Source organism: Citrobacter sp. MGH106 (genome assembly GCF_001037495.1).
Classification (GTDB): domain Bacteria; phylum Pseudomonadota; class Gammaproteobacteria; order Enterobacterales; family Enterobacteriaceae; genus Citrobacter; species Citrobacter murliniae.
This window is the reverse complement of the sequence record NZ_KQ089822.1, coordinates 3,943,725-3,959,725: the sequence shown is the minus strand read 5'-3', so window position 1 is coordinate 3,959,725 and position 16,001 is coordinate 3,943,725. Positions and strand designations below refer to the sequence as shown.

The 16,001-nt window shown below is 51.2% G+C and carries 14 protein-coding genes; 9 read left to right on the top strand and 5 right to left on the bottom strand.

Annotated features, from left to right (window positions below):
- Positions 1-3: 3 nt before the first annotated feature.
- From SK36_RS18435 to ppa, 3 genes are all read right to left on the bottom strand, one after another.
- The gene (locus SK36_RS18435; protein WP_048222291.1) at positions 4-2,013 is read right to left on the bottom strand and encodes a TonB-dependent receptor domain-containing protein; all 2,010 of its coding nucleotides are present in this window, start codon (positions 2,011-2,013) and stop codon (positions 4-6) included.
- An 83-nt stretch (positions 2,014-2,096) separates the two neighbouring features.
- The gene (gene yncE / locus SK36_RS18430; RefSeq protein WP_048222289.1) at positions 2,097-3,167 is read right to left on the bottom strand and encodes a 7-bladed beta-propeller protein YncE; all 1,071 of its coding nucleotides are present in this window, start codon (positions 3,165-3,167) and stop codon (positions 2,097-2,099) included.
- 209 nt (positions 3,168-3,376) lie between these two features.
- Positions 3,377-3,907 (bottom strand): inorganic diphosphatase, encoded by a 531-nt coding sequence (gene ppa, locus SK36_RS18425; RefSeq protein ID WP_045439097.1) that lies wholly within the window; start codon positions 3,905-3,907, stop codon positions 3,377-3,379.
- A gap of 310 nt (positions 3,908-4,217) precedes the next feature.
- Between ppa and ytfQ the strand changes: the two genes are divergently transcribed.
- From ytfQ to SK36_RS18400, 5 genes are all read left to right on the top strand, one after another.
- A complete protein-coding gene (gene ytfQ, locus SK36_RS18420) occupies positions 4,218-5,174 on the top strand; it encodes a galactofuranose ABC transporter substrate-binding protein YtfQ (RefSeq protein ID WP_048222286.1) in 957 nt (318 codons plus the stop codon).
- A gap of 106 nt (positions 5,175-5,280) precedes the next feature.
- Positions 5,281-6,783, top strand: a complete 1,503-nt coding sequence (gene ytfR, locus SK36_RS18415; RefSeq protein WP_048222284.1) for a galactofuranose ABC transporter, ATP-binding protein YtfR — start codon at positions 5,281-5,283, stop codon at positions 6,781-6,783.
- 13 nt (positions 6,784-6,796) lie between these two features.
- On the top strand, positions 6,797-7,819 hold the full coding sequence (gene ytfT / locus SK36_RS18410) for a galactofuranose ABC transporter, ATP-binding protein YtfT (RefSeq protein WP_045439107.1): 1,023 nt from the start codon (positions 6,797-6,799) through the stop codon (positions 7,817-7,819).
- The gene (gene yjfF, locus SK36_RS18405; RefSeq protein ID WP_048222282.1) at positions 7,806-8,807 is read left to right on the top strand and encodes a galactofuranose ABC transporter, permease protein YjfF; all 1,002 of its coding nucleotides are present in this window, start codon (positions 7,806-7,808) and stop codon (positions 8,805-8,807) included. Before ytfT ends, yjfF begins: the two co-directional genes overlap by 14 nt.
- A gap of 103 nt (positions 8,808-8,910) precedes the next feature.
- Positions 8,911-9,972, top strand: coding sequence for a methyl-accepting chemotaxis protein (locus SK36_RS18400; protein WP_075261802.1), 1,062 nt, complete (start codon positions 8,911-8,913; stop codon positions 9,970-9,972).
- Between the two features lie 176 nt (positions 9,973-10,148).
- On the opposite strand, the gene fbp is transcribed toward SK36_RS18400, so the two are convergent.
- On the bottom strand, positions 10,149-11,147 hold the full coding sequence (gene fbp / locus SK36_RS18395) for a class 1 fructose-bisphosphatase (protein ID WP_045439113.1): 999 nt from the start codon (positions 11,145-11,147) through the stop codon (positions 10,149-10,151).
- A 175-nt stretch (positions 11,148-11,322) separates the two neighbouring features.
- On the opposite strand from fbp, the gene mpl reads away from it, so the two are divergent.
- Positions 11,323-12,702: a UDP-N-acetylmuramate:L-alanyl-gamma-D-glutamyl-meso-diaminopimelate ligase gene (gene mpl, locus SK36_RS18390; RefSeq protein ID WP_048222279.1), complete on the top strand. Its 1,380-nt coding sequence runs from the start codon at positions 11,323-11,325 to the stop codon at positions 12,700-12,702.
- 97 nt (positions 12,703-12,799) lie between these two features.
- Here the strand turns inward: mpl and yjgA are convergent, their stop codons facing one another.
- Entirely contained in the window at positions 12,800-13,351 is a 552-nt protein-coding gene (yjgA, locus tag SK36_RS18385; RefSeq protein ID WP_045439118.1) for a ribosome biogenesis factor YjgA, read from the bottom strand.
- Positions 13,352-13,444: 93 nt separating this feature from the next.
- Between yjgA and pmbA the strand changes: the two genes are divergently transcribed.
- The 3 genes from pmbA (at position 13,445) to SK36_RS18370 (ending at position 15,997) form a co-directional block, all read left to right on the top strand.
- On the top strand, positions 13,445-14,797 hold the full coding sequence (gene pmbA, locus SK36_RS18380; RefSeq protein WP_045439120.1) for a metalloprotease PmbA: 1,353 nt from the start codon (positions 13,445-13,447) through the stop codon (positions 14,795-14,797).
- A gap of 160 nt (positions 14,798-14,957) precedes the next feature.
- On the top strand, positions 14,958-15,344 hold the full coding sequence (gene cybC / locus SK36_RS18375; RefSeq protein ID WP_045439122.1) for a cytochrome b562: 387 nt from the start codon (positions 14,958-14,960) through the stop codon (positions 15,342-15,344).
- A 314-nt stretch (positions 15,345-15,658) separates the two neighbouring features.
- Positions 15,659-15,997, top strand: a complete 339-nt coding sequence (locus tag SK36_RS18370) for a glycine dehydrogenase (protein ID WP_223306970.1) — start codon at positions 15,659-15,661, stop codon at positions 15,995-15,997.
- Positions 15,998-16,001: the final 4 nt, after the last annotated feature.

Below are 16,001 nucleotides of genomic sequence, written 5' to 3'. Positions count from 1 at the left end.
GGCTTAAAACTCCACTCGCGCGCCGAGGTTATAGCGACGTCCTTCCACCTGAGCGGACTCATTCCACGCGGTAGTCAGCTTCGGATCCTCATCCAGCAGGTTGTAGATACCCGCCATCAGCTGTGTATTTTTATTGAGTTTATAGCGTACGCCTACGTCTACCATCGTGTAGTCATCGTACTTATAGTTGTTGCCACTGTTGCGGTTACTGCTGCGATAATTCACCGTACTCCATACGTCCAGACTTTGTGTTGCCGTCCAGTTCAGTGACAGATTTGCCATATGGCGTGGGTAATCGTTCAGCGCGTAGCCTTTATTTACCCCACTTTTCTGCTCGCTGTGGTTCCAGGTGTAGTTGGCGTTAGCTTTAATATCCGCGCTGATTTGCCAGTCGGCGTTGAGCTCCACACCGTATACATCCGCCTCGCTAACGTTGAAGTACTTACTGACGGAATCTGCCTTGTAACCATTTACGGAGCATTGATTTGTCGCCGTGGTTTCGCAAATGGTTTGCTCGGCAATTTTATCTTTGAATTGGGTATAGAAGACGGTGCTATCCAGCGACAATGTATTGCCTGTCCAGTAGAGACCCAGCTCAGAGTTAACGCTTTTCTCCGGTTTCAGGTCGTCATTACCCACCGTCAGGAACGGATAAGGCACAGTTGAGCCGTAAGGCGTGACGAAGTCGCTGGAGGTCGCGCGCAGCTCTGGTTTTTTATACCCTGCGGAAACGCCGCCTTTCAGCGCCCAGGCATCGCTGAATGCCCAGTTGCCGTACATTTTTGGCGTAATATGTGTCCCAAAATTATCATCCTGATCCATACGCGCTGACGTAGTCAGGATAAAATCATCAATACTCCAACCGTCCTCAGCAAACAGCGCCCAACCGTTGCGGCTGACTTTGGTCACGGGTTCTGAACCCGGCAGCGTTTTGTTTGCCACATCAAAGCGGTCGTTTAACTCTTCACGGGTAAAATTCGCCCCGACGGTCAGCTTGTGGTTGTCGAGAGTGATGGTGGTTTGCGAGTTGGCGACGTAGTTTTCCATCTGCACATACTGCGGTGATTGCCCGTCGTAAACGTATTTTGACCGGCCTTTTTCGTAGTTAATGTAATTGGTTGTCGCGACGGTATCTTCTGCGTACCAGCCGGTATGAGTGAGGGTGACGGCGTTACGATCGAACAGCCATGACCACGGCGCGCCACGTTTCTGGGTGCGGTTTTTCTCTTGTTCACCGGTGACGACGTTGAGGTCGAACAGGTTATTTTCGCTGGCGGCCAGACCCAGCGTCATATCCACGGATTTACGGTTATGCTTGCCAAAGTAATTGTTGCGATCGTCATCGCGTCGGTCGAGCCAGTCTGCCGCCACGCTTAATCCCAGAACATCAGGGATAATGGGACCCATAGTGAACAGATTCATCTGGCTGGTATTGCCCAGATACTGGTGTTCCTGAAGCCAGGTATTGGCGGCAATTGCCGTCGTCCAGTCCTTTGTACCGTAAGGCTTTTTAGTGATAACGTTCACCACGCCGCCGATGGCATCTGATCCGTACAGCGATGACATCGGCCCGCGAATAACCTCGATACGCTCAATGGCCTCCATCGGCGGTAAGAAGTTGGCTTCGGTACCAATATCGTGTCCGTACGGGCGTGACTCGCCGGTGTTTTGTTTGACGCTGTTGACCATGAATGCGGTATAGGACGGGTCCATCCCGCGGATCATAATGCTGCCAGCATTCATACCGCTGCTGTTGGTAACTGAAACGCCGGGAATATTTTTTATTGCTTCACCGATGTTACGGTCGGGTTGAATATCCAGTGTTTTACGATCGATAACGGAAATGGTCGCCGGGGCTTCACGTTTTTGTTGTGAGAAACCGGATGCGGTGATTACCATTTCATCTTCGTTGTTGCGAGAAGTTTCACTTAATTCCTCGGCCTGTGAGGGGAATATAACACCGCCAGAGAGTGCAACGATCCCTGTCAGCGTAATAAGTTGACGCGTTTTCATAATATAAGACACCTGAAAAGTAAAAATAACAACGTCACCTTGTCGTCGTTTTGGCGACAAGGTGAAAGAATGATTTTTGATTATTAATATTTAGAGAGATCGATTTTCAGCACATAGTCGGGCTTCACGCCAATCATTTTTTCTGGCTGTTTTACGCTGACATACAAGGAGCTAGCATCTGTCGATAGCGCAAGACTGTTTGGTAATGCATTGGTTTCAATGCTTTGTTTCACCTGATAGGTCTTGCTGTCCACAATACTGACTTGTTTTGCATTGCGGTGGGTAATGTAAACTTCCTGACGTTTTTCGTTATATAACACGGCAAGAGAATTAATTACCTTAATTGGCGCAATGACTTTGCCGTTATTAATATCGACAACCAGTACGTCCGCGAGATCAGGATCGGTGAGGAATGCACGATTATTTTTCGCATCAAGAGCGATATTCAGGAAGAAATGTTTTTTGGCAGGTTCAATGGTAAAGCGGTTAATAATTTTATGGCTGGTGGTATCCAGAGTAATCAACTCGTTTCTGCCATTAACGACATACAGGCGATCTTTATCGGCATCAACAGCCATGCCGGTCGGGTATTCACCCATATTTTCAATAGTGGCAATTTTTTCAAGCTTTTGCGTATCTACTACCCAGACAATTCCTTTTTCTGCGACGCCGGAAATGTACAGACGGTGATGCTGCTTATCGAGCACCATTTCACGGGTATGGACAATGTCTTTCGGGCTTTTGGTCTCGCTCAGTTGTAGTATCGCCAGCTCTTTACCGCTGCGGGTATCGATTAGCGTTACTGAACCTTCCAGCGTATTTCCGACATACAGAACATGATTTTCTGCATCCAGCGCGGTAGCAAAAGCGCGACGGCTGGTAGTAATAACTTCCGTAGTGGTGAGTTTCTCCAGATCGAGTTTATAGATCAGCCCACTGGTTTTATCCTTATCAAACGACGGCGACGAGGCAGCAAAAAGTGCATTCTGTTGGCCATCAACCGCCAGTTCATACACGCCGTTACCGACATCGCGGGTCAGAAAATCTTTCTCAGGCAGCGTACCTGCGTAACCGGACAGAGTGGTAAATAGCAGCGCTGTGGCGAAGGCCACACCGGAATAGCATTTCAGGGACTTCACATTGTGGAGGTTCATTGACGTTTATTCACATTTATTTACGTGTTGCGAATGATAATGATATCGAATCTTATTCGCAAATAAGATAAATGAAATGTGACTACCCGATTTGGTAGGTCAAAAAGGAACCAGCAGGTTGCGTGAGGAAACGGAAGGGGGAAAGCACAGACATAAAAAAGCCCTTACTAACCAGAGTATGGTGTTCAGGGCTATCAGCACAAGCGAACTTATTTCTTCGCGGCGCGCTCGAAGGATGCAACGATTTCAGCTTTAGCAGCTTCTGCGTTGTCCCAACCGTCAACTTTCACCCATTTGCCCGCTTCGAGGTCTTTATAGTGCTCGAAGAAGTGAGTGATCTGCGCTTTCAGCAGGTCCGGCAGGTCGTTCACATCTTTGATGTGATCGTATTCTTTGCTCAGTTTGGTGTGCGGTACTGCAACCAGTTTCGCATCTTCACCGGATTCGTCGGTCATTTTCAGTACGCCAACCGGACGGCAGCGGATGACTGAACCTGGCTCCAGCGGGTACGGGGTCGGGACCAGAACGTCTACCGGATCACCATCCAGAGACAGGGTGTGGTTGATGTAACCGTAGTTGCATGGGTAGAACATCGCAGTGGACATGAAGCGGTCAACGAACAGGGCGCCGCTCTCTTTGTCAACTTCGTATTTGATCGGATCTGCGTTCGCAGGGATCTCGATAACAACGTAGATATCTTCCGGCAGATCTTTACCGGCAGGGACGTTGAGTAAGCTCATGTCTGTTTCCTTTAAATATGCTATGGCAAACAAGTGGCGGGTATTATAGCCAACTCGCGCTGAATGTCTCCGCTTGTTTTTCGATTTAGTTCCTCTGAATTTCTCTTTTTCACACTGTTTGTATGACAGAAAAATCCATAAGTTCAGTCGCATTTTTCATAGGGTAATGAAAGCGATTACAAACTTGTGATTAACGTTTTATTTACTTTTTTGAAGTGTGATGTAACTCAATTCGTTACATGCTCGATTGTCTATAGTTTTTTCGCGACTGTTTATTAATCAACAATAATCACCCTACGAGGACGCACTTATGTGGAAGCGCTTACTTTTAGTCACAGCAGTTTCAGCAGCCATGTCGTCTATGGCAATGGCAGCCCCTTTAACCGTAGGATTTTCGCAGGTCGGGTCTGAGTCCGGCTGGCGCGCCGCAGAAACCAACGTGGCGAAAAGCGAGGCCGAGAAGCGCGGTATTACGCTGAAAATCGCCGACGGTCAGCAAAAGCAGGAAAACCAGATTAAAGCAGTACGTTCATTCGTTGCCCAGGGCGTGGATGCCATCTTCATTGCACCGGTCGTGGCAACGGGTTGGGAGCCAGTATTAAAAGAAGCTAAAGATGCCGAAATTCCAGTCTTTTTGCTCGATCGTTCCATCGATGTAAAAGACAAATCTCTCTATATGACCACTGTCACCGCCGATAACGTGCTGGAAGGTAAATTAATCGGCGACTGGTTGATTAAAGAAGTGAACGGCAAGCCATGTAACGTCGTTGAGCTGCAAGGGACCGTCGGTGCCAGCGTGGCAATCGACCGTAAAAAAGGCTTTGCTGAAGCCATTGCCAACGCGCCAAATATCAAAATTATTCGCTCCCAGTCCGGAGACTTTACCCGCAGTAAAGGTAAAGAAGTTATGGAAAGTTTTATCAAAGCGGAAAACAACGGCAAGAACATCTGCATGGTTTACGCCCATAACGATGACATGGTGATTGGGGCTATTCAGGCGATTAAAGAAGCAGGCCTGAAGCCGGGCAAAGATATTCTCACCGGTTCAATTGACGGCGTACCGGATATCTATAAAGCGATGATTGACGGCGAAGCCAACGCCAGCGTCGAGCTGACGCCAAATATGGCTGGTCCGGCATTCGACGCGCTGGAGAAATTCAAAAAAGACGGCACGATGCCCGAGAAGCTGACCATTACCAAATCAATCCTCTATCTGCCTGATACCGCCAAAGAAGAGTTAGAGAAGAAGAAAAACATGGGCTACTAAGTCGTTAGCGTGAGGAACAATGCTGGATGGCCGGCCTACAGGCGAGTGTATTGTAGGCCGGATAAGATGCGAGCGTCGCCATCCGGCAGTTGATATAGGGGGAACCATGACCACCGAACAGCACCAGGAAATCCTCCGAACCGAAGGATTAAGTAAATTCTTTCCCGGCGTCAAAGCGCTGGATAACGTGGATTTCAGCTTGCGTCGTGGCGAGATTATGGCGCTGTTGGGAGAAAACGGAGCCGGAAAATCGACGCTGATCAAAGCGCTGACCGGCGTTTACCATGCCGATCGTGGCACTATCTGGCTCGAAGGCCAGACGATTTCACCCAAAAATACCGCCCACGCCCAGCAACTGGGGATTGGCACCGTTTATCAGGAAGTGAACCTGCTGCCCAATATGTCGGTAGCGGATAATCTGTTTATTGGCCGTGAGCCGCGGCGCTTTGGCCTGTTGCAACGTAAACAGATGGAAAAGCGTGCGACAGAGCTGATGGCCTCTTACGGTTTTTCTCTCGACGTTCGCGAACCGCTTAACCGCTTTTCCGTGGCGATGCAGCAGATAGTCGCCATCTGCCGGGCGATCGATCTCTCCGCAAAAGTGTTGATCCTCGATGAGCCCACCGCCAGCCTGGATACCCAGGAAGTTGAAATGCTGTTTGGACTAATGCGTCATCTGCGCGATCGCGGCGTCAGCCTGATTTTCGTCACCCATTTTCTCGATCAGGTTTATCAGGTCAGCGATCGGATCACCGTTCTGCGTAACGGCGGCTTCGTTGGGTGCCGTGAAACACGAGAACTACCACAGATCGAACTGGTGAAAATGATGCTGGGTCGTGAGCTGGATACCCATGCGTTACAGCGCGCAGGTCGCACGCTGTTGAGTGATAAGCCGGTGGCGGCATTCAGTAATTTTGGCAAGAAAGGCACGATCGCACCTTTTGATTTGCAGGTTCGGCCCGGCGAGATCGTTGGCCTGGCGGGGTTGCTGGGTTCGGGGCGGACAGAAACGGCGGAAGTGATCTTCGGTATTAAACCTGCCGACAGTGGCAGTGCGCTGATCAAAGGTAAACCGCAGACCCTGCGATCGCCGCATCAGGCCTCGTGCCTGGGGATCGGCTTTTGCCCGGAAGACAGGAAAACGGATGGCATTATTGCCGCTGCTTCGGTGCGGGAAAATATCATTCTGGCCCTGCAGGCGCAGCGAGGCTGGCTGCGGCCCATTCCCCGTAAAGAACAAAACGAGATCGCCGAGCGCTTTATCCGCCAGCTCGGCATTCGTACGCCGAACGCCGAACAGCCGATCGAATTTCTCTCCGGCGGTAATCAGCAAAAAGTACTGTTGTCACGCTGGCTACTGACTAAACCACAGTTCTTGATCCTTGATGAACCGACGCGTGGGATCGACGTCGGTGCGCATGCAGAGATCATTCGCTTGATCGAAACGCTGTGTGCTGATGGCCTCGCTCTGCTGGTTATTTCGTCCGAACTGGAAGAGCTGGTGGGTTATGCCGATCGGGTCATTATTATGCGCGATCGCAAACAGGTGGCAGAGATCCCACTGGCTGAACTGTCCGTACTGGCAATTATGAACGCCATTGCGGCCTAAGGAGATTATTGTGATGCCTCAATCTCTCCCCCAATCTACTCCGCCTAAACGACGGTTTCGCTGGCCAAAAGGAATGCCACAGCTGGTAGCGCTGCTGTTGGTGTTGCTGGTGGATAGCCTGGTAGCACCGCACTTCTATCAGGTGATTTTGCAGGACGGCCGCCTGTTCGGTAGCCCTATTGATATTCTCAACCGCGCTGCGCCCGTAGCGCTGCTGGCGATTGGCATGACGCTGGTGATTGCCACCGGCGGTATCGATCTTTCTGTTGGTGCGGTGATGGCCATTGCAGGCGCCACCACCGCTGCGATGACAGTCGCAGGACACAGTTTACCTATTGTCCTGCTCGCTGCGTTAGGCTCCGGTATTCTGGCAGGATTGTGGAACGGTATTCTGGTGGCGATCCTCAAGATCCAACCGTTTGTCGCGACGCTTATCCTGATGGTGGCCGGGCGTGGAGTTGCGCAATTGATCACCTCAGGGCAGATCGTCACCTTCAATTCCCCCGATCTGTCGTGGTTCGGCAGCGGCTCGTTGTTACTGTTCCCTACGCCGGTGATCATCGCGCTGCTGACGTTGGTTGCATTCTGGCTGTTGACCCGCAAAACGGCGCTGGGCATGTTTATTGAAGCGGTAGGTATCAATATTCGCGCGGCGAAAAACGCCGGAGTAAACACCCGCATCATTGTAATGCTCACCTATGTACTGAGCGGCCTGTGCGCAGCGATTGCCGGAATTATCGTCACTGCGGATATTCGTGGGGCAGATGCTAATAATGCCGGATTATGGCTGGAGTTAGATGCCATTCTGGCGGTGGTCATTGGCGGCGGCTCGTTGATGGGAGGGCGTTTCAACCTGCTGTTGTCGGTAGTCGGAGCCCTCATTATTCAGGGGATGAACACCGGGATTTTACTCTCGGGCTTCCAGCCGGAGCTGAACCAGGTGGTCAAAGCCATTGTCGTGTTGTGTGTTCTGGTCGTGCAGTCACAACGCTTTATCAGCCTGATAAAAGGAGTGCGCGGTCATGATAAAACGTAATTTACCGTTGATGATCACACTCGGTGTTTTTGTGCTGGGCTATCTCTACTGTCTGACGCAATTCCCGGCTTTTGCCTCTACCCGAGTGATGTGCAATATCCTGACTGATAACGCTTTTTTAGGGATCATTGCTGTTGGTATGACCTTCGTCATTCTCTCTGGCGGGATCGATCTTTCCGTCGGCTCAGTGATTGCTTTTACTGGCGTATTTCTGGCAAAGGCCATTGGCTACTGGGGAATTTCTCCTCTGCTGGCGTTCCCCCTGATTCTGTTGATGGGCTGCGCATTCGGCGCGTTTATGGGGTTGCTAATTGATGCGCTGAAGATCCCGGCATTCATCATTACTCTGGCGGGGATGTTCTTCCTGCGCGGCGTCAGCTATCTGGTCTCCGAAGAATCAATCCCGATTAACCATCCTGTTTATGACACGCTCTCCAGCCTGGCATGGAAGATTCCCGGCGGTGGTCGCCTAAGCGCGATGGGATTGCTGATGCTGGCTGTGGTGGTGATCGGCATATTCCTTGCGCACCGTACGCGGTTTGGCAATCAGGTTTACGCTATCGGCGGTAATGCCACCTCTGCCAACCTGATGGGGATCTCAACCCGCAGTACGACAATCCGCATCTATATGTTGTCTACCGGGTTGGCGACGCTGGCCGGAATTGTTTTTTCAATTTATACCCAGGCAGGTTATGCACTGGCAGGTGTCGGCGTAGAACTGGATGCTATTGCCTCGGTGGTGATTGGCGGTACGCTGCTGAGCGGCGGAGTGGGAACGGTTTTAGGAACCCTGTTTGGCGTAGCCATTCAGGGGCTGATTCAGACCTACATTAATTTTGATGGAACATTAAGTTCATGGTGGACAAAAATCGCCATTGGCATTTTATTGTTTATTTTTATTGCCTTGCAACGGGGTCTTACCGTGTTGTGGGAGAACCGTCAGAGTTCACCGGTAACCAGAGTTACCACGTCTGCGGCACCAAAGTAACATCATGATTTTATAGAAAACATTTAAATACCTAAACTTTTTCCGGTTGTAGTCGATAGGTTCTGTACAGGTCTGTTTTATCCCTACAACCGGAAATATAACGATGCCAAAATCCCTTTCAATTCGATCAAGTTTGTTGGTGTTATTGTCTCTGCTGACTTTTCTTCTGTTGCTGACTGGAGGGATGGGGCTTTATGCCGCAACCCGTGTAATTACTTCATTGATTTATCACGGTATTATGGGGATATCCATGTTGGCTGCCATTGCTTTGCTGGCGGTTATTTGGTTTATGCTGCGAAATAAGTTTCTGCAGCCTCTGGATAACATTGTGGAACAGCTCGAGCGTTTGGCGACGGGCGATTTGTCACCCGTTACTGCCTTGTCAGCCAGTGCCGAATTCAACCGCCTTAATACTGCAATGGATGAAATGCGTCATGCATTGGGTGATTCTGTGCAACGCGTACGTGATGCCAGCTCGCAAATTGATCTCGGCAGTCGCGAACTGACCGCAGGTAACCAACACCTGGCACAACGTACAGAATCCACCGCAACCTCGCTGGAACAGACCGCCGCCAGTATGGAAGAGCTAACGGCGACCGTGAAACAGAATGCGGAAAACGCGGAACAGGCGCATCAGATGGCAAAATCTGTATCGGATACCGCCGATCGGGGCAGTGAAATGGTGTGCTACGTTATTGAAAAAATGCGTGATATTTCCGGGAGTTCCAGTCGTATCGCCGACATCCTCAGCGTAATCGATGGCATTGCTTTTCAGACCAATATCCTGGCGCTGAATGCTTCTGTTGAAGCGGCGCGTGCTGGCGAGCAAGGGCGTGGTTTCGCGGTGGTAGCAGGAGAAGTGCGCAATCTTGCCAGCCGCAGTGCCGAAGCGGCAAAAGAGATCCGTACCTTAATCAGCGACTCGCACACGCATGTGGGAGAAGGAAGTGAGCTGGCGCAGCAAGCGGGCGAAACCATGGATGAGATTGCGACTGAAGTTATGCGTATGACTAAACTAATGCGTGAAATTGCCAGCGCTTCCCAGGAACAGAGCCGCGGGATTGAACAGGTGAACATTGCAGTGAGTCAGATGGATGAAACGGCGCAGCAGAATGCAGCGTTGGTACAGCAATCTTCGGCGGCTACTCGCTCACTGGAAGAGTAGTCACATGCGCTGTTGGAGGCGATGGCGGCGTTCCGGTTGCAAGTGTCGTAATCGGGCTATGGATTTTGTAGGCCGGATAAAGGCGTTTACGCCGCCATCCGGCAATATTACCGTATCGTACCGGATGGCGCTTCGCTTATCCGGCCTACAACGTGGTGTAGACCGGGATGTTGCGCTTACGCGTCCGGGAACTCACGGATAAAGCGTTCTACATCTTCAACCATATGGTCGTTACCTACGAAGAACGAGCGACGCTGGTGCAGGCTTTCTGGGGTGATATCCAGAATACGATCTTTGCCATCGCTCGCCTTGCCGCCCGCTTGCTCGGCCAGGAAGGCCATTGGGTTGCATTCGTACAGCAGACGCAGTTTCCCTTGCGGGTGGCTGGCGGTGCTTGGATACAGGTAGATCCCGCCTTTCAGCAGGTTGCGGTGGAAATCTGCGACCAGAGATCCAATATAGCGCGAGGTGTACGGGCGCTGAGTGGCCTTATCTTCTTCCTGGCAGAATTTAATATACTTCTTCACGCCATTCGGGAATTTGATGTAGTTGCCTTCGTTAATGGAGTAGGTGCTTCCTTTTGCCGGGAAGCGCATACGTTCCTGGCTGAGGCAAAATACGCCCAGAGAAGGATCGTAGGTGAAGGCGTGTACGCCACAACCGGTGGTGTACACCAGCATGGTGGATGAACCATAAACAACATAGCCCGCAGCAACTTGCTTGTTACCCGGCTGCAGGAAATCCTCTTCCGTGACCGGTGTGCCGACAGGAGTTACGCGGCGGTAAATAGAGAAAATCGTACCGACGGAGACGTTAACATCGATGTTGGATGAGCCATCCAGCGGATCCATTAGCACGACATATTTTGCGTGTTCACAACCTTCAAAGACGACGATTTCATCTTCTTCTTCGGAGGCGATGCCTGCGACAATATCACGAGCCTTCAGTGCTGCTTTCAGTTTTTCGTTCGCAAACAGATCGAGTTTTTGCTGTACCTCTCCCTGCACGTTTTCTGCACCGCTGGCACCCAGGATATCGACCAGACCGGCCTTATTGATATCGCGGTGGATGATCTTGGCGCCCAGCTTTATTGCCGACAACAAAGCAGTGAGTTCACCGGTAGCATGAGAAAACTCGTGCTGCTTTTCGACAATAAATTCACCTAACGTTTTCATAACACTTTCCCTGCAATTTATGTGGAGTAAAGCGACCGCAACAATATTAACAAATATTTCAGCTATCGCGCTCAGGTGAATCGCGCCAGCAAACTACGGAATATCCTGAAATGCGTTTCTCACTTGCCAGACATGTGCGTAAAATGGCTCCCAGATTAAAAAAGGATAGTGACGTATGCGCATTCATATTTTGGGAATTTGTGGCACCTTCATGGGCGGTCTGGCGATGCTGGCGCGTTCGCTCGGCCATGAAGTAACGGGTTCGGACGCCAATGTGTATCCGCCGATGAGTACTTTACTTGAGAAGCAGGGCATTGACCTGATTCAGGGTTACGATGCCAGCCAGCTCGACCCACAGCCGGATTTGGTGATCATCGGTAACGCCATGACTCGTGGCAATCCGTGCGTGGAAGCGGTGCTTGAGAAGAATATTCCGTACATGTCCGGACCGCAGTGGCTGCATGACTTTGTTCTGCGCGAACGCTGGGTACTGGCGGTGGCGGGGACACACGGTAAAACCACCACGGCAGGGATGGCGACCTGGATTCTGGAAGCCTGCGGTTATAAGCCGGGGTTTGTCATTGGTGGCGTACCCGGTAATTTTGAGGTTTCTGCTCGTCTGGGCGAAAGCGACTTTTTTGTCATTGAAGCGGATGAGTACGACTGCGCGTTCTTTGATAAGCGTTCCAAGTTTGTGCATTACTGCCCGCGAACGCTGATCCTCAACAACCTTGAGTTTGATCACGCAGACATCTTTGACGATCTGAAAGCGATTCAGAAACAGTTCCACCATCTGGTGCGTATTGTGCCGGGTCAGGGTCGCATCATCTTCCCGGAAAACGACATCAATCTGAAACAGACGATGGCGATGGGATGCTGGAGTGAACAGGAACTGGTCGGCGAGCAGGGACACTGGCAGGCGAAAAAACTGACTACTGATGCTTCCGAGTGGGAAGTGTGGCTGGACGGTGAAAAAGCCGGTGTTGTGAAATGGGGCCTGGTGGGTGAGCACAACATGCACAACGGCCTGATGGCGATTGCGGCGGCCCGTCACGTTGGTGTGACGCCAGCGGATGCGGCCAACGCACTGGGATCGTTCATCAATGCCCGCCGTCGTCTTGAGCTACGCGGTGAAGCTAATGGCGTGACGGTGTATGACGATTTCGCCCATCACCCAACGGCGATTCTGGCTACCCTCGCGGCACTGCGCGGTAAAGTCGGCGGTACGGCGCGTATCATTGCTGTGCTGGAACCTCGGTCTAACACCATGAAAATGGGGTTGTGCAAAGACGATCTGGCACCTTCGTTAGGACGTGCGGACGAAGTATTCCTGCTGCAACCACCACATATTCCGTGGTTGGTCTCTGAAGTAGCAGAAGCCTGTGTCCAGCCTGCTCACTGGAGCGGAGATGTTGATACGCTGGCTGATATGGTGGTGAAAACCGCGCAGCCTGGCGATCACATTCTGGTGATGAGCAACGGCGGGTTTGGCGGCATCCATCAAAAACTGTTGGATGGTCTGGCGAAGAAAGCACAAGCAGAAGAGGAAGAGTAAGAGAATGCCCGGTAGCGTGGCCGCTTACCGGGCATGTAATTGACTGTAGGCCAGATAAGGCATTGACGCAGTTATCTGGCACTTTCAACGCATGAAATTATGCTTCGTTTTCAGCCAGCTCACGCAGATACTGGAAGATCTGACGCGCTGATTTCGGCGGTTTATTGCCTTCTTTCTCTTTCTTCGCATTGCGAACCAGAGAACGAAGCTGCTGACGGTCGGCGTTTGGCCACAGGCTCAGTACTTCTGCTACCGCGTCATCACCTTCAACGATCAAACGATCGCGCAACTGTTCAAGTTTGTGAAACAGCACAACCTGTTGGTTATGACGGTTTTTCAGCTTATCCAGCGCCTGGCGAATAGGATCGACATCCCGCTGGCGCAGCATTTTACCAATCAGCTGCAACTGGCGGCGACGGCCTTCCATCTTGATACGCTGCGCCAGTTCAATGGCGGCACGCAGATCCGCATCGAGCGGGATTTTATCCAGCGCGTTTTTCCCCAGTTCTACCAGTTCTACGCCCAGGCGCTTTAACTCCTCGGCGTCACGCTTAATTTCACTTTTACTGACCCAGATAATTTCATCGTCTTCGTCTTCGATGTCATCACCGGGAACGTCGTCGAGCCAGTCTTCGGGCTGCTTAGTCATGTCAGGCTCCTTAAAAAAAGAGGCTAATGTTACCAGTTAAGATGCGCACTGAAAAACGGTTCTCTGTTAGACTTCAGAGAAACTCTCTACATTATGGCATTTGCGATGAAAGTAATCTCACAAGTTGAAGCGCAGCGTAAGATTCTGGAAGAAGCGGTCTCGACAGCACTGGAGCTAGCGTCAGGTCAGTCGGATGGCGCGGAAGTCGCTGTAAGCAAGACCACGGGTATTAGCGTCAGCACCCGTTATGGTGAAGTGGAGAACGTAGAATTCAATAGTGATGGTGCTCTTGGCATTACGGTTTATCACCAGAACCGTAAAGGGAGCGCATCATCCACTGATTTAAGCCCGCAGGCTATCGCACGTACCGTGCAGGCCGCGCTGGATATCGCCCGTTACACCTCGCCGGACCCGTGCGCGGGCGTGGCAGATAAAGAGCTGCTGGCATTTGATGCGCCAGATTTAGATCTGTTCCACCCGGCAGAAGTGTCGCCTGATGAAGCTATTGAATTGGCCGCGCGTGCTGAACAGGCTGCGTTACAGGCCGATAAGCGCATTACTAACACCGAAGGCGGCAGTTTTAATAGCCACTATGGCATCAAAGTTTTTGGTAACAGCCATGGCATGCTACAGGGTTACTGCTCCACGCGTCATTCACTTTCCAGCTGCGTTATCGCTGAAGAGAACGGCGATATGGAACGCGATTATGCCTATACCATTGGCCGTGCAATTGGCGATCTGCAAACGCCGGAGTGGGTCGGCGCAGACTGTGCCCGTCGCACCTTATCTCGCCTGTCGCCGCGTAAGCTGTCCACCATGAAAGCACCGGTTATTTTTGCGAACGAAGTAGCGACCGGACTGTTTGGACATCTGGTCGGCGCTATTGCAGGCGGCTCGGTGTATCGTAAATCCACCTTCCTGCTGGATTCACTGGGCAAACAGATCCTGCCGGAATGGCTGACCATTGAAGAACACCCGCATCTGTTGAAAGGACTGGCATCCTCACCGTTCGACAGTGAAGGCGTGCGTACCGAGCGTCGTGACATTATCAAAGATGGTGTACTGACTCAGTGGCTGTTGACCAACTATTCTGCCCGTAAACTGGGGCTGAAAAGCACCGGTCATGCTGGCGGCATTCACAACTGGCGTATTCCCGGACAAGGGCTAAGCTTCGAGCAGTTGCTCAAAGAGATGGGCACTGGCCTGGTTGTTACCGAACTGATGGGGCAGGGCGTGAGTGGTATTACCGGCGATTACTCTCGCGGTGCGGCTGGCTTCTGGGTCGAAAACGGTGAAATTCAGTATCCGGTAAGTGAAATTACCATTGCCGGTAACTTAAAAGAGATGTGGCGCAATATTGTGACCGTAGGGAACGATATTGAAACGCGCAGTAATATACAGTGTGGTTCTGTACTGTTGCCGGAGATGAAGATCGCCGGTCAATAATACCCTTCATACTTCAAGCTGCAGGTGTGTTGGTTTTACGCGTTCATCCCAGTCACTTACTTATGTAAATGGCCGGGATTCACACGCTTGCCGCTTGCCTGCAACTCGGATTATTTAGGGTATCGGGCGTTATTTTTTAATAATAAAAAGGAAGTGAGCAATGCGTAAACACCTGTTAGCGATCATCGCGGCTTCAACGCTGGTTCTTGGCTCTTCTGCGTTTGCTGCCGATCTCGAAGACGACATGGGGATCCTCAACGATAACCTGAAGATCGTCGAAAAAACGGATAATGCGACTGAACTCAAAGGTGCGTTAACCAAAATGCGTGCAGCCGCACAGGACGCACAAAAAGGAACGCCGCCGAAGCTGGAAAGCAAATCCCCGGACAGCCCGGAGATGAAAGATTTCCGCCACGGTTTTGACACGTTGATCGGTCAGATTGACGGTGCGTTAAAACTGGCGAACGAAGGTAAAGTCAAAGAGGCGAAGGCAGTAGCGGAAGAGCTGAAATCCACCCGCAATGCTTACCATAAGAAGTACCGTTGATTTATTTATCCGGCCTACAGACTACGTAGGTCGGGTAAGACATACCCATCAGATTCCCTCCATAAGTAAACGTTATGCCCATCACATTTTTTAACTTTTAACGTCAGACCGTTATTCCTTCCGCTTGTGCTTTACCTGCAATCTCCTGCGATCCCCATCACGTTATGCTGGTTATTAATCGCCAATTCCGTCTTTTCTGTGGCACAGATCACTATCGCTGCTCGCCTTTCCACTTCGAAGTGGAAAACAACTCGCTACAAACTTTTAACCTCCACCGCTAGTTTACCCTCATAGCCATGAGTGGGGTGAAACGAGTGAATAACGGAGTTGCAATGAATGACATGGGGGAACCGGTGACACCGTCTGGTGAACTGGCCGATCGCATGCTGGCGCAGGTATATGCCCTGTTGCGTGAACGCCACATCATCCCCAACGCCGTACAGGAACAAATGCTGACGTCGCATGTTCGCGCCATGGCGCACCGCTCGGTGACGGGGGAGCCCTTGCCAGACGTTGATGCCAGCCTATTTGATGAAATTTCTGCCGAATCAATGGCGCTTGCCCGCGACGTCGTAGCTGAGTTTGGCAATCTTCCAGAAGAAGAGGCCTGGCTGCTGTCGGTACATTTCGAAGTCGCGAAAGATAACCTTTAAGGAG